13 protein-coding genes and 1 pseudogene are annotated in these 13216 nt (G+C 66.5%); 10 read left to right on the plus strand and 4 right to left on the minus strand.

The window, feature by feature from the left end; genetic code table 11:
- Genes rsmD through A9513_RS29065 form a run of 3 tightly spaced genes read right to left on the minus strand, consistent with a single transcriptional unit; the run spans position 1 to position 3489 of the window.
- Positions 1 to 609 (minus strand): 16S rRNA (guanine(966)-N(2))-methyltransferase RsmD, encoded by a 609-nt coding sequence (rsmD, locus tag A9513_RS29055; RefSeq protein WP_065086234.1) that lies wholly within the window; start codon positions 607 to 609, stop codon positions 1 to 3.
- On the minus strand, positions 609 to 2126 hold the full coding sequence (locus tag A9513_RS29060; RefSeq protein WP_065086235.1) for a pitrilysin family protein: 1518 nt from the start codon (positions 2124 to 2126) through the stop codon (positions 609 to 611). The genes rsmD and A9513_RS29060 overlap by 1 nt, the downstream gene beginning before the upstream one ends.
- Positions 2119 to 3489: a pitrilysin family protein gene (locus A9513_RS29065; RefSeq protein WP_037018245.1), complete on the minus strand. Its 1371-nt coding sequence runs from the start codon at positions 3487 to 3489 to the stop codon at positions 2119 to 2121. The genes A9513_RS29060 and A9513_RS29065 overlap by 8 nt, the downstream gene beginning before the upstream one ends.
- Before the next feature lie 191 nt (positions 3490 to 3680).
- Between A9513_RS29065 and ftsY the strand changes: the two genes are divergently transcribed.
- The 5 genes from ftsY to A9513_RS29090 all read left to right on the plus strand — a co-directional run bounded on the left by ftsY (position 3681) and on the right by A9513_RS29090 (position 8460).
- The gene (gene ftsY / locus A9513_RS29070; protein ID WP_065086236.1) at positions 3681 to 5105 is read left to right on the plus strand and encodes a signal recognition particle-docking protein FtsY; all 1425 of its coding nucleotides are present in this window, start codon (positions 3681 to 3683) and stop codon (positions 5103 to 5105) included.
- Positions 5102 to 5773, plus strand: a complete 672-nt coding sequence (gene ftsE / locus A9513_RS29075; RefSeq protein ID WP_017520095.1) for a cell division ATP-binding protein FtsE — start codon at positions 5102 to 5104, stop codon at positions 5771 to 5773. Before ftsY ends, ftsE begins: the two co-directional genes overlap by 4 nt.
- A complete protein-coding gene (ftsX, locus tag A9513_RS29080; protein ID WP_024766774.1) occupies positions 5773 to 6783 on the plus strand; it encodes a permease-like cell division protein FtsX in 1011 nt (336 codons plus the stop codon). Before ftsE ends, ftsX begins: the two co-directional genes overlap by 1 nt.
- A gap of 110 nt (positions 6784 to 6893) precedes the next feature.
- The gene (gene rpoH / locus A9513_RS29085; RefSeq protein WP_024766773.1) at positions 6894 to 7748 is read left to right on the plus strand and encodes an RNA polymerase sigma factor RpoH; all 855 of its coding nucleotides are present in this window, start codon (positions 6894 to 6896) and stop codon (positions 7746 to 7748) included.
- A 94-nt stretch (positions 7749 to 7842) separates the two neighbouring features.
- Complete coding sequence (locus A9513_RS29090) at positions 7843 to 8460, plus strand: hypothetical protein (protein WP_065086237.1); 618 nt, start codon at positions 7843 to 7845, stop codon at positions 8458 to 8460.
- Here A9513_RS29090 and mtgA read toward each other — a convergent pair.
- Positions 8457 to 9180 (minus strand): annotated as a pseudogene (gene mtgA, locus A9513_RS29095) (monofunctional biosynthetic peptidoglycan transglycosylase). The gene A9513_RS29090 and the pseudogene mtgA sit on opposite strands and share 4 nt — an antisense overlap.
- A gap of 32 nt (positions 9181 to 9212) precedes the next feature.
- On the opposite strand from mtgA, the gene A9513_RS29100 reads away from it, so the two are divergent.
- The 5 genes from A9513_RS29100 to A9513_RS29120 all read left to right on the plus strand — a co-directional run bounded on the left by A9513_RS29100 (position 9213) and on the right by A9513_RS29120 (position 13202).
- Positions 9213 to 9581: a DUF423 domain-containing protein gene (locus A9513_RS29100; protein WP_024766771.1), complete on the plus strand. Its 369-nt coding sequence runs from the start codon at positions 9213 to 9215 to the stop codon at positions 9579 to 9581.
- Between the two features lie 100 nt (positions 9582 to 9681).
- A complete protein-coding gene (gene thiS / locus A9513_RS29105; RefSeq protein WP_024766770.1) occupies positions 9682 to 9882 on the plus strand; it encodes a sulfur carrier protein ThiS in 201 nt (66 codons plus the stop codon).
- Between the two features lie 60 nt (positions 9883 to 9942).
- Positions 9943 to 10749, plus strand: a complete 807-nt coding sequence (locus A9513_RS29110) for a thiazole synthase (RefSeq protein WP_065086238.1) — start codon at positions 9943 to 9945, stop codon at positions 10747 to 10749.
- Between the two features lie 263 nt (positions 10750 to 11012).
- Positions 11013 to 11684, plus strand: a complete 672-nt coding sequence (gene trmB, locus A9513_RS29115) for a tRNA (guanosine(46)-N7)-methyltransferase TrmB (RefSeq protein WP_217284487.1) — start codon at positions 11013 to 11015, stop codon at positions 11682 to 11684.
- Positions 11685 to 11855: 171 nt separating this feature from the next.
- Complete coding sequence (locus tag A9513_RS29120; RefSeq protein ID WP_065086239.1) at positions 11856 to 13202, plus strand: DUF1329 domain-containing protein; 1347 nt, start codon at positions 11856 to 11858, stop codon at positions 13200 to 13202.
- Positions 13203 to 13216 lie beyond the last annotated feature (14 nt).

Genomic DNA, 13216 nt, shown 5'->3' on the forward strand with positions numbered 1-13216 from the left:
TCAGTCCTCCCGTTGCCACAGCGCGTAATGCACCGAGCCGGCTGTCTTTTCCCGATGCAGCCGCCAGTTGCCCGGTAGGCCGAGGCTGGAGGGCACGGCTTCGCTTTCGGTGTAGATCCACGCGTCCTTGGCCAGCCAGCCGCGCTCTTCCAGCAGGCGGCAGGTGTTCTGCAGCAGGTCCTGGTGGAAGGGCGGGTCGAGGAAGACCAGGTCGAAGGCTTGCGAAGCCGGGGCATCGAGGTAGCGCAGCGAGTCGGTCATCAACAGTTGGCCGTTGCCGCACTTGAGCGTGTCGAGCGTGCTGCGCAGCGCGGCCACGGCGTCGCCGTTGGTATCCAGCGCAAGGCCTGCGCTGGCGCCGCGCGATAGCGCTTCGAGGAACAGCGCACCGCTGCCGGCGAAGGGGTCGAGCACACGGGCGCCGGGGACATAGGCGGCGAGCCAGTTGAACAGCGTCTCGCGCACCCGGTCCGGCGTCGGGCGCAGGCCCGGGCCGTCGGGGAAGGCGAAGCGCCGGCTGCGCCATTCGCCGCCGATGATGCGCAGCTGGCCCTGGCCGCCGTGAGGCTTCTGTGCGGCGCGCGGGGCGCCGCCGGGTCGTTTGCTCATCAGTGCTCCGGTACGCCGGCGGGTTGCGCGGCGGGTTTGTCGGTGGGCGGCGGCAGCGGTTGCTGCGGCGCGGTGGGGCCGGCGGTGACGATGACGAAGGCGTCCGGGTCGAGGTGGCGGCGCATCGCTTCCTTCACCTGCTCCACGCTCAGGCCCTGGACCTGGCTGAGGAAGGTTTCCAGGTAATCCAGCGGTAGGTTGTAGAAGCCGATGGCGCCCAGTTGGCCGACGATGTCGGCGTTGCTCGCGGTGGACAGCGGGAAGCTGCCGGCCAGCTCGCGCTTGGCGTCGTCCAGTTCCTTCTGCGTCGGGCCCTTGTCGAGGTAGTCGCGGACGATGTCCTGCACCAGCTTGAGGGTGCCTTCGCTCATTTCGGCGCGGGTCTGCAGGCCGATGGTGAACGGCCCGCGCGACTGCATGCCGGTGAAGCCGGAGTACACGCCGTAGGTCAGGCCGCGCTTCTCGCGCACCTGGTCCATCAGTCGTGTGCCGAAGCCGCCGCCACCGAGGATCTGGTTGCCCAGGTAGAGCGCGGCGTAGTCCGGATCGTTACGGGTGATGCCCAGCTGCGCCAGCATCAGCTGGGTCTGCTTGGACGGGAACTCGATATGGGTGACGCCGGCCTTGGGCGTCTGCGGCTCGCCCGGCGCCGGCAGGGCGGGGCCCTTGGGCAGCGACTTGGAGACGCTGCCGGCGATGGCTTCGGCCTGCTCGCGGGTCAGGTCGCCGACCAGCGCAATGACCACGTTGCCGGCGGCGTAGGCCTTCTGGTGGAAGGCGCGCAGCTGGGCGACGCTGATCTTGGGCACCGACTTTTCGTTGCCGTCGCTGGAATGGGCGTACGGATGATCGCCATAGAGCCGCTTGAACAGTTCCAGGCCCGCCAGCTTGCCGGGGTTCTGTTTCTGGTATTCGAAGCCGGCCATGACCTGGTTCTTGATGCGCGCCAGGGCGTCTTCGGGGAAGGTCGGTTGGCCGATCACCTGGTCGAACAGTGCCAGCGCCGCGTCGCGCTTGGCCGGCTCGCTCAGGCTGCGCAGGCTGGCCACCGCCATGTCGCGGTAGGAGCCGTTGCCGAAGTTGGCGCCCAGGTCGTCGAACCCGGCGGCAATCGCGCTGGTGTCCTTGCCGGGCACGCCTTCGTTGAGCATGGCGTTGGTCAGCATGGCCAGGCCGTAGGTGTCGCCGTCCTGGCTGCTGCCGGCGGCGAAGGTCAGGCGCAGGTCGAACATCGGCAGTTCATGGGCTTCGACGAAGAGCACGCGGGCGCCTTCGGCGGTCTGCCATTGCTGGATGTTCAGCTTGCGGTGGCTGGGCGCCTTGCCGGCGGCTTCGGCCAGCGATTGCAGGCCGGTGGGCGCGGCGTTTTCGGCGGCAGCTGGTTGTGCAGGGGCGGGCGCCGGCGCGGCCGCTTCCGGCTCGGCGGCGGGACGGGAAACGAATAGCACCAGTCCGGCGATCAGCGCGATGACGATCAGCCCGACCAGGCCGTAGCGCAGGCCATTGCGTTCACTCATGGCGCGGCTCCTTGTCGGTGGCGACTTCCGGCAGGACCTGGGCGAGGGTCAGGCGGGAGCGGGTGAAGTAGGTGCGGGCGGCTTTCTGGATGTCGTCGGCGGTGACGGCCTGGATGGCTTCCAGGTCCTTGTCCGCCAGTTGCCAGCCGAGGCCGACGCTTTCCAGTTCGCCTATGGTGCTGGCCTGCCCGGCGATGGAGTCGCGCTCGTAGACCAGCCCGGCGATGACCTGGGCGCGGACGCGCTCCAGTTCTTCCTTGCTCGGCGGGTTCTGCTTGAGGTCTTCCAGCTGCTTCCACAGCGCGGCTTCGACCTGGTCGAGGGTCTTGCCGGTCTGCACATTGGGCGTCGCGGAAAGGAAGAACAGGCCGTCGCCGCGGGAGAAAGCGTCGTAGGAGGCCGAGGCGCCGGCGACGATTTCCTCGCCGCGCTCCAGGCGCGAAGCCAGGCGGGCGCTGTAGCCGCCGTCGAGGATCGCCGAGATCAGGCGCAGGGCGTTGATCTGCCGGGAGTCCTCACTGCTGCCCAGGGTCGGCACGTTGAAGCCCATGATCAGGCTGGGCAGCTGGGTGCGCACATGCAGCTTCAGGCGGCGCTCGCCCGGCTCGGCCAGCTCCAGCGGTTTGCGCGCGGCGGGCAGGTCGCGTTTCGGAATCTCGCCGAAGTACTTCTGCGCAAGCGCTTTGACTTCATCGCCGGTCACGTCGCCGACCACCACCAGGGTGGCGTTGTTCGGCGCGTACCAGGCCTGGTACCAGTGGCGCAGGTCGTCGATGGTCATGCGCTGCAGGTCGGCCATCCAGCCGATGGTCGGCGTGCGGTAGCCGCTGGCGGGATAGGCGGCGGCCTTGAAGCGCTCGAAGGCCAGCGCGCTGGGCTTGTCCTCGGTGCGCAGGCGGCGTTCTTCCTTGATCACCTCGATCTCGCTCTTGAACTGGTCGGCCGGCAGGGCGAGGTGCGCCATGCGGTCGGCTTCCAGCTCCAGCGCTACCGGCAGGCGGTCGCGGGCCAGCACCTGGTAATAAGCGGTGTAGTCGTCGGTGGTGAAGGCGTTCTCTTCCGCTCCGAGGTCGCGCAGCACCAGCGAGGCCTGGCCGGGGCCGAGCTTGCGGCTGCCCTTGAACATCATGTGCTCCAGGGCGTGGGAGAGGCCGGTGAGGCCGGGTGTCTCGTAGCTGGAACCGACCTTGTACCAGAGTTGGGAGACCACCACGGGCGCGCGGTGGTCCTCGCGGACGACGACCTTCAGGCCGTTGTCCAGGGTGTATTCGTGGGTGGGCTGTGGTTCGGCGGCAACGGCCATCAGCGGCAGCAACAGGGAACCGAGCAGCAGGCCGGCGTGGCGGCGTGCAAGGGTTTTCATCGTGGACTGAACCTTTCGGGCTGTCCGCGGGGTCTATGCAGGCTGGCGGCCAGCCTCTTAACCCCGGCGGGCGAGGAGATGCTAGGATACCCATCCGTTTTCCGGGCGGCCACGTTCAGGGCTTCGCAAAGCTGTTTCGAGGCTTTTTGCTGCCTGTCTTTCGTGGCGTCCCCTAGAGATTCGATCCCTACATGTTTGGTTCCAACGACGACAAGAAGGCCCCGCCAGCCGGGGAGAAGAAGGGTCTGTTCGGCTGGCTGCGCAAGAAGCCGCAGGCCGCGGAGCAACCTGCCGCCGAAACCGAGCAGCCGGTAGAGCAACCGGTTGTCGCCGAGCCTGCTCCTGCCGCCGAACCAGCGCCCGCCGCCCAGGCCGAGCCGCTTGCGCCGAGCGTCGAGCCGACCCCCGAGCCGGTGCTCGACGTGGTGCCGGCCAGCGTTCCGGTGGAGCCACTGGTCCAGCCTGCGCCGCCAGCCGAGCCGCCGGTGATTGCCGAGGCGCCGCAGCCGGCCGTGCAGCCGGTCGAGCCAGAACCGGCTCCGCAGCTGGTCGAGCCTGCGCCCGCCGCCGCTCCCGCCGAACCGCAGCCGGTCGCCGAAGCGCCCCTCGTGGTTGCCCAGCCGGAGCCCGAACCTGCCCCGCAGCCCGAGCCGCAACCCAGGCCTGCCGCTGCAGAAACTTCCAAGCTTGGCTTCTTTGCCCGCCTCAAACAGGGCCTGTCGAAGACCAGCGCCAGCCTCGGCGAGGGCATGGCCAGCCTGTTCCTGGGCAAGAAGGTCATCGACGACGACCTGCTGGACGAAATCGAAACCCGCCTGCTGACCGCCGACGTCGGCGTCGAGGCCACCACCGCCATCGTGCAGAACCTGACCAAGCGCGTCGCGCGCAAGGAACTGGCCGACAGCGAGGCGCTGTACAAGGCCCTGCAGGAAGAGCTGGCCACCCTGCTGCGCCCGGTCGAGCAGCCGCTGACCATCAAGGCGGACAAGCAGCCCTACGTGATCCTGGTCGTAGGCGTCAATGGCGTGGGCAAGACCACCACCATCGGCAAGCTGGCCAAGAAGCTGCAGCAGGACGGCAAGAAAGTCATGCTCGCCGCCGGCGACACCTTCCGCGCCGCCGCCGTCGAGCAGCTGCAGGTCTGGGGCGAACGCAACAACATCGCGGTGATCGCCCAGCACACCGGCGCGGACTCCGCCTCGGTAATCTTCGACGCCGTGCAGGCCGCCAAGGCCCGTGGCGTGGACGTGCTGATCGCCGACACCGCCGGCCGCCTGCACACCAAGGACAACCTGATGGAAGAGCTGAAGAAGGTGCGCCGCGTGATCGGCAAGCTGGACCAGACGGCCCCCCACGAAGTCCTGCTGGTGCTGGATGCCGGCACCGGGCAGAACGCCATCAACCAGGCCAAGCAGTTCAACAACGCCGTTGAGCTGACCGGCCTGGCCCTGACCAAGCTGGACGGCACCGCCAAGGGCGGGGTGATCTTCGCCCTGGCCAAGCAGTTCGAGCTGCCGATCCGCTACATCGGTGTCGGCGAAGGGATCGACGATCTTCGAACCTTCGAAGCCGATGCTTTCGTCCGTGCACTCTTCGAGACCCGGGAAATCGCATGATCCGTTTCGAGCAGGTTGGCAAGCGCTACCCCAACGGCCATGTCGGCCTGCACGAGATTTCGTTCCGCGTGCCGCGCGGCGAGATCATGTTCGTCACCGGCCACTCCGGCGCCGGCAAGAGCACCCTGCTGCGCCTGATCCTGGCGATGGAACGGCCCACCTCGGGCAAGCTGCTGCTCGGCGGGCAGGACGTCTCGCGCATCTCCACCGCGCAGATTCCCTTCCTGCGCCGGCAGATCGGCGTGGTGTTCCAGAACCATCAGCTGCTGGACGACCGCAGCGTGTTCGAGAACGTTGCCCTGCCGATGCAGATCCTCGGCCTGCCCAAGGCGGACATCGCCTACCGCGTAGAAGCGGCGCTGGACCGGGTAAATCTGAAGGAGAAGGCCGAGGACCGTCCGTCCGACCTTTCCACCGGCCAGCAGCAGCGCGTCGGCATCGCCCGCGCTGTGGTGCACCGCCCGGCGCTGCTGCTCGCGGATGAGCCGACCGGTAACCTCGACCCGCGCCTGGCCTCGGAAATCATGTCCGTGTTCGAAGATATCAACCGCCTGGGCACCACCGTGCTGATCGCCAGCCACGACCTGGCGCTGATCGCGCGCATGCGCCACCGGATGATCACCCTGCAGCGCGGCCGCATCATCGCCGACCGTGAGGAGAACGCCTGATGAGCGCCAATGACCTGCCCCGCGGCGACGAAGAAGGCACCCCGACGCGCAACACGCGCGAGCGCCCGGACGACAACGAGCACCAGGACCACAGCGCCTCCCTCTCGGCCTACGCGGAAAACCACCGCGCCAGCCTGATGGACAGCCTGCACCGCCTGGTCAGCCACCCCTTCGGCAGCTTCTTCACCTGCCTGGTGATGGGCATTACCCTGAGCCTGCCCATGGGCCTGTCGCTGCTGCTCAACAACGTCGAGCGCCTCGGCGGCTCCTGGCAGCGCGCCGCACAGATCTCCCTGTTCCTCGACCTGAAGGCCAGCGAGGCCCAGGGTCAGGACCTACGCGAGCAGATCGAGAAGATGCCCGATGTGATCGAGGCACAGCTGATCAGCCGTGACGATGCGCTGAAAGAGCTGCAGGAGCAGTCCGGGCTTGGCGAGGCGCTCAAGGAGCTGCCGGACAACCCGCTGCCGGCGGTCATCTCGGTGACGCCCAAGCAGATCGACAAGGCCCAGCTGGATGCCTTGCGTCAACGGTTGTCGGAGTTGCCCGGTGTACAACAGGCGCAGTTGGACCTGGTCTGGGTTGAGCGGCTGTCGGCGATCCTCAAGCTGGGTGATCGCTTCGTCTTCGGCCTGACCATCCTGCTGGTGCTGACGCTGTTGCTGGTGATCGGCAACACCATCCGCCTGCACATCGAAAATCGCCGTAACGAAATCGAAGTCATCAAGCTGGTCGGCGGGACGGACGGCTATGTGCGCCGCCCCTTCCTTTATATGGGCGCGCTGTATGGCCTGGGCGCGGGCATCCTGTCCTGGGCCCTGCTGGCCTTCGGGCTGGACTGGCTGAACAGCTCGGTGGTCAACCTGGCCGGGCTGTACGGCAGCGATTTCGGCCTGGCCGGCGTTCCGGTCGACGATGGCCTGTCGCTGACCGTGGGCGCGGTGCTGCTGGGCTGGATCGGCGCCTGGCTGGCCGTGGCGCGCCACCTGCGCGAGCTGGCGCCGCGCTGAAACCCCCTGATTTTGCTGGGGTTAAGCGGGTGTAAAGGAACTTTTACAGCCGCTTGCAGTCAGATTTCGCAGTGCTACACTGCGCGAGTTTCGTGAATCGGAGGATTCGCATGACCACTTCTCTGCAACCTGTCTATGCCCTGGCTCCCGGTGCGAACCTGGAAGCCTACGTGCACTCGGTGAACAGCATTCCGCTGCTGACGCCGGAGCAGGAGCGCGAACTGGCCGAACGCCTCTTCTACCAGCAAGATCTGGAAGCGGCACGGCAAATGGTTCTGGCGCACCTGCGCTTTGTTGTGCACATCGCCCGGAGTTATTCCGGGTACGGCCTGGCCCAGGCCGATCTGATCCAGGAAGGCAACGTCGGCCTGATGAAGGCCGTGAAGCGCTTCAACCCGGAAATGGGTGTGCGCCTGGTGTCGTTCGCCGTGCACTGGATCAAGGCGGAAATCCACGAGTTCATCCTGCGCAACTGGCGGATCGTGAAAGTCGCGACCACCAAGGCGCAGCGCAAGCTGTTCTTCAACCTGCGCAGCCAGAAGAAGAAACTGGCCTGGCTGAGCAATGACGAAGTGCACCGCGTCGCGGAAACCCTCGGTGTCGAGGCCCGCGAAGTCCGCGAGATGGAAAGCCGTCTCACCGGGCAGGACATGGCCTTCGACCCGGCGGCGGACGCCGACGACGAGAGTGCCTACCAGTCCCCGGCGCATTATCTGGAAGACCATCGCTACGATCCGGCGCGCCAGCTGGAAGAAGCGGACTGGAGCGACAGCTCCACCGCCAGCCTGCACGAGGCGCTGGAAGGCCTGGACGAGCGCAGCCGCGACATTCTCTACCAGCGCTGGCTGGCCGAGGAGAAGGCGACGCTGCACGACCTGGCGGCCAAGTACAACGTGTCCGCCGAGCGGATTCGTCAGTTGGAAAAGAACGCGATGAACAAACTCAAGGGCCGCATCGAAGCCTGACCGGCTTCGATGCGCTCCCGTTGAGACCGAGAACCGCACCCTGGTGCGGTTTTTTTCTGTCCGGTCATTCTCTGTCCAGAGTCTGGAGAGTCCCATGCCGCGCCTGCGTCCCGTCCACGGGATGTTTTTCCTGGTCATCGCCCTGCTGGCTTTCGGCCTGGGCACCTGGGTCGCCCGCACGTCGGCACCGCCCAAGCCGCCGCAGTGGTTCAATGACTGGAAGGAAAAAGTCTTCGAGCCACTGGCTGAATACCACCTGAGCCTGAGTGATCTGCAGGGCCTGCAGCCCGGCGAGCTGTGGCTGACTGCCAGCCAGGACGGCCCGCAACTGCATTACCGTGGCCGCCTGGTGACGGACGAAGGGCCCTGGCATGTCGAGGCGGAGCTGGCGTTGAGCGAGGCCGAGCATGCCAGCCTGGCCAAGGCCACCGGCATGCAGCCGACCAGCAAGGACCAGCCGCTGAGCGCCGAGCTGATGAGTCAGCTGGGCAACAAGCCGGTCTCCGAACTGGCGCTGGCGCCCCAGGAAGACCTGGCAGTCGGGCGCCTGGCGGTGAGCCTGGGCGACCCGCGCCTGCGCCTGCAGGTGGAGGGTGGCGAGGCCTGGGTCTATCCGGAGAAGGGCATGACGCTGCTGCATCGCGATGGCACGCTGCAATGGATCCGCGTGGTCCCGCGCAACACCCTCAAGGTGTCGGAGACGACGCCTTAAAGGCGCCCGAGATACTCGCTACCGCCCAACTGCCACATCTGCTGGCGAATCCACGAGGCGCGCTGGCGCACGTAGGGGCCGGGCTTGCCGGCGCTCCACTTGCGCGGGTTGGGCAGCACGGCAGCCAGCAGGCTGGCCTGCTGTTGCGACAGGCGCTTGGCGTCCACGCCGAAGTGGTGCTGGGCGGCGGCCTGGGCGCCGAACACGCCGGCATCCCATTCCACGCTGTTGAGGTAGACCTCGAGAATCCGCTGCTTGGACCAGAAGGTCTCGATCAGCAGGGTGAACCAGGCCTCGAAGCCCTTGCGCACCCAGCTGCGGCCGGTCCAGAGGAAGACGTTCTTCGCCACCTGCTGGCTGATGGTGCTGCCGCCGCGGACCTTGCCGCCCTGCTCGTTGTGCGCCAGCGCCTTCTGGATCGCCGGCAGGTCGAAGCCGTGGTGCTCGGCGAACTTCTGGTCCTCGCCGGCGATCACCGCGAGCTTGAGGCTGTCGGGCAGTTCGTCCCAGGAGCGCCAGCTGCGCTGCAGGTCGATGGGCTTGCCGTTGAACCAGGACTCGACCTTGCGCTCGACCATCACCATGGTCCCCGGCGGCGGCACCCAGCGCAGGACGATGACCAGCGCCACGCTGATGGCGACGAACCAGAGCGCGATCTTTGACAGGCGGCGGAGGGCGTTGCGCATGCGGAGGCTTTGCCTGGGCGGATGAGCGGGCCATTATAGCGATACTCACCTGTCTGGAGCTGTCCCATGCTGCGCACTTTCCTGATGCTCGCCGCGTTCTTCGGTTTCACCGGGGTCGCCCTTGGCGCCTTCGCCGCCCACGGCCTGAAGAACAAGCTTACGCCCGAGTACCTGGCGGTGTTCCAGACCGGCGTGCACTACCAGATGCTGCACGCCCTGGCGCTGTTCGGCGTGGCGCTGCTCACCGCGCACATCGGCGGCACCCTCATCAGCCTTGCCGGCTGGGCATTCACCGTCGGCATCCTGCTGTTCTCCGGGAGCCTCTACCTGTTGACCCTGGCGGGCCTGAGCGTGGGCATCATTACGCCGATCGGCGGACTGTTCTTCCTCATCGGCTGGGCGCTGCTGCTGGTGGCGGCCTTCCAGCTGGGTTGACCCGGATGTCAGAAAAGCCCGAGTGCGACGCCCGGATACCTTGGTCATCCGCCGCGATCGGGCTAGAATGCGACCCCCTCCAGCAACGACCGTCCCGCCCATGCGTATTCAGTTGAATGGCGAACCCTTCGAGCTGCCCGCCGGCCAGACCGTCGCCAACCTGCTCGAGCGTCTCGACCTCACCGGCAAGCGTGTCGCGGTCGAGCTCAACCAGGACATCGTGCCGCGCAGCCAGCACGCCGCCACCGCCCTGAGCGAAGGCGACCAGGTGGAAGTGGTGCATGCCATCGGCGGCGGCTAGAGCCCGTCGCTACATCTTTCAGGCCCCGCAAAGCTTTCACATTTCCTGAGGAGTGATCCGATGAGCCAAGCTTCCTCCAACCTGCCGGTCGACAAGCCCTTCACCCTGGCTGGCCGTACCTACCATTCGCGCCTGCTGGTCGGCACCGGCAAGTACAAGGACCTCGAAGAGACCCGCGTGGCCATCGAGGCCTCGGGCGCCGAGATCGTCACCGTAGCGGTGCGCCGTACCAATATCGGCCAGAACCCGGGCGAGCCCAACCTGCTGGACGTGATCCCGCCGGATCGCTACACCATCCTGCCGAACACCGCCGGCTGCTACGACGCCGTCGAGGCCGTGCGCACCTGCCGCCTGGCCCGTGAGCTGCTGGATGGCCACAGCCTGGTCAAGCTGGAAGTCCTGGCCGACCAGAAGACCCTCTTCCCCAACGTCGTCGAAACCCTCAAGGCCGCCGAGGTGCTGGTCAAGGACGGCTTCGACGTCATGGTGTACACCAGCGACGACCCGATCATCGCCCGCCAGCTGGCCGAGATCGGCTGCATCGCGGTGATGCCGCTGGCCGGCCTGATCGGCTCGGGCCTGGGCATCTGCAACCCGTACAACCTGCGCATCATCCTCGAAGAAGCCACCGTTCCGGTGCTGGTGGATGCCGGCGTGGGTACTGCGTCGGATGCCACCATCGCCATGGAGCTGGGCTGCGAGGCCGTGCTGATGAACACCGCCATCGCCCACGCGCAGAACCCGGTAATGATGGCCGAGGCCATGAAGCACGCCATCGTCGCCGGCCGCCTGGCCTACCTGGCCGGCCGCATGCCGCGCAAGCTGTACGCGAGCGCGTCGTCGCCGATGACGGGCCTGATCAACTAACGATCTGCTGCGTGTCGGCGGAACGTCGTTGAAAAGTGGTTCGGGATGCTCATTTACTGCGTGTAAACTCCGCTCCCGCCCCACTTTTCGCCTAGTTCCGCTTTAGCTCGCGAGATCGTTGGCAGGCATTTAATAGACACCGACGCGCGGGCCGGTTTGCCAGAAGCAACCGGCCCGCGTGTGCATTTACCCGCAAGGTGCGAGTCATGAGTGACATTCCCGAAAATCAGCCCGAGAACCAGCCCGACGCCGACAACCGGCCGATGCGCGCCATCAAGAGCTTCGTGATGCGTGCCGGTCGCATGACCGAGGGCCAGCAGCGTGGCCTCGACCAGGGCTGGCCGAAGTTCGGCCTGGAGCTGGCCGACGGTGCGCGGGACTTCGATGAAGTGTTCGGGCGCCAGGCGCCGCGCACCTTCGAGATCGGCTTCGGCATGGGCCACGCTACCCTGGAGATGGCCGCTGCCGCGCCGGAGCAGGATTTCATCGGCGTGGAAGTGCACCGGCCGGGCGTTGGTGCGCTGCTCAATGGCATGCTGACCCAGGACCTGACCAATATCCGCGTCTACAGCTGCGACGCCATCGAGGTGCTGCGCGACTGCGTTGCCGATGCCAGCCTCGATCGCCTGTTGCTGTTCTTCCCGGACCCGTGGCACAAGTCGCGCCACCACAAGCGTCGCATCGTGCAGCCGGCCTGGGCTGAACTGGTGCGGCAGAAGCTGAAGGTCGGCGGCGTGCTGCACATGGCCACCGACTGGGAACAATACGCCGAGCACATGCTGGAAGTGATGAATGCCGCACCCGGCTACCGCAACCTTTCGGCCGATAATACCTACGTGCCGCGCCCGGAAGAGCGCCCGGTCACCAAGTTCGAACGTCGCGGGGAGCGACTCGGCCATGGCGTCTGGGACCTGAAGTTCGAGCGCGTCGACTGATCCGCCCGAAAAGGCCTGCCCAGCAGGCCTTTTTCACGCGAAAAGCACCTTCGAGACCGGGACCACCCGGCAGGCCGAATAAGGCCATCCTCACCTCCTGAATAAAAAGCGGCATCCGCCGCGGACGAAAATAAGAGTGACGGACAGGAGTCCGTCGCAAAGGAGTCTGCTGTGTTGAAGAAACTTGCTGTACTGCTGATGGCAGGGGCGTTGGCCCTGCCGGCGCAGGCGAAAGTCGATGCCACCGAGGCCGCTCGACTGGGCCGCGACCTGACGCCGATGGGCGCGGAAATGGCCGGCAACGCCAGTGGCACCATCCCCGCCTGGACCGGCGGCATCACCACCGCGCCGGCGGGATACCAGCCCGGCGGCCATCACCTCGATCCGTACGCTGGCGACGCCGTGCAGTACAAGATCGACAGCAAGAACCTGGCGCAGTACCAGGCGCTGCTCACGCCCGGCACCCAGGCGCTGCTGCAGGAGAACCCGGACTACTACCTGCGGGTCTTCCCCAGCCGCCGCAGCGCATCCTTGCCCCAGCGCATCTATGACGCCACCCGCTTCAACGCCGAGAACGCCGAGCTGATCGCCGACGGCAACGGTGTGCAGGGCGCCGCCGCCGGTGTGCCGTTCCCGATGCCGAAGACCGGCCTGGAAGCGATCTGGAACCACATCATGCGCTACCGCGGCGAGCAGATTCACATGGTGACCAATCAGGCCGCCGTGCTCGCCAGCGGCAGCTACAACCTGCTCAAGCTCGACCGCTACGTGTACTTCAACTACGGCCGCGAGGGCATGACCCCGCAGGACCTGAACAACACGCTGTTCTACTACAAGTACAACATCGTCGCCCCGGCCAAGCTGGCGGGTTCCGCGCTGGTGGTGCAGGAGACCATCGACCAGGTGCTGTCGATCCGCAAGGCCTGGCGCTTCAACAGCGGCGAGCGCCGCGTGCGCCGCCTGCCGAGCCTGGCCTACGACACCCTGCAGCCGGACACCAACGGCCTGGCTACTGCCGACACCGTGGACGTCTACAACGGCGCGCCGGATCACTACGAGTGGCAACTGCTGGGCAAGCGCGAGATGCTGGTGCCATACAACAGCTATGCCGTGCATCAGAAGGGCATTCCCTACGCCGACATCCTCAAGACCAAGACCCTCAACCCCGAGCTGCTGCGCTACGAGCCGCACCGCGTCTGGGTGGTCGAGGCGACCCTGCGCAAGGGTATGGGCCATCCGTTCGCCAAGCGCCGCTTCTACCTGGATGAGGACAGCTGGCAGATCCTCGCCTCGGACATCTACAACGCCGACGGCAAGCTGATCCGCGCCCAGGAAGTGCACCCGATCAACTACTACGACGTGCCCATGGTGCTCAGCACCCTGGAGGCGCTGTACGACTTCGAAGGCAAGCGCTATTTCGTCGACGGCCTGGACAACAACGAGCCGATGTACGACTTCAAGGTCCCGCTCGGGCCGCGCGACTTCACCCCGCAGGCGTTGCGTCGCGAGGGTAACTGAGTCCAGCAGAGGCC

Source organism: Pseudomonas sp. AU12215, assembly GCF_001675465.2.
Lineage (GTDB): Bacteria > Pseudomonadota > Gammaproteobacteria > Pseudomonadales > Pseudomonadaceae > Pseudomonas > Pseudomonas nitroreducens.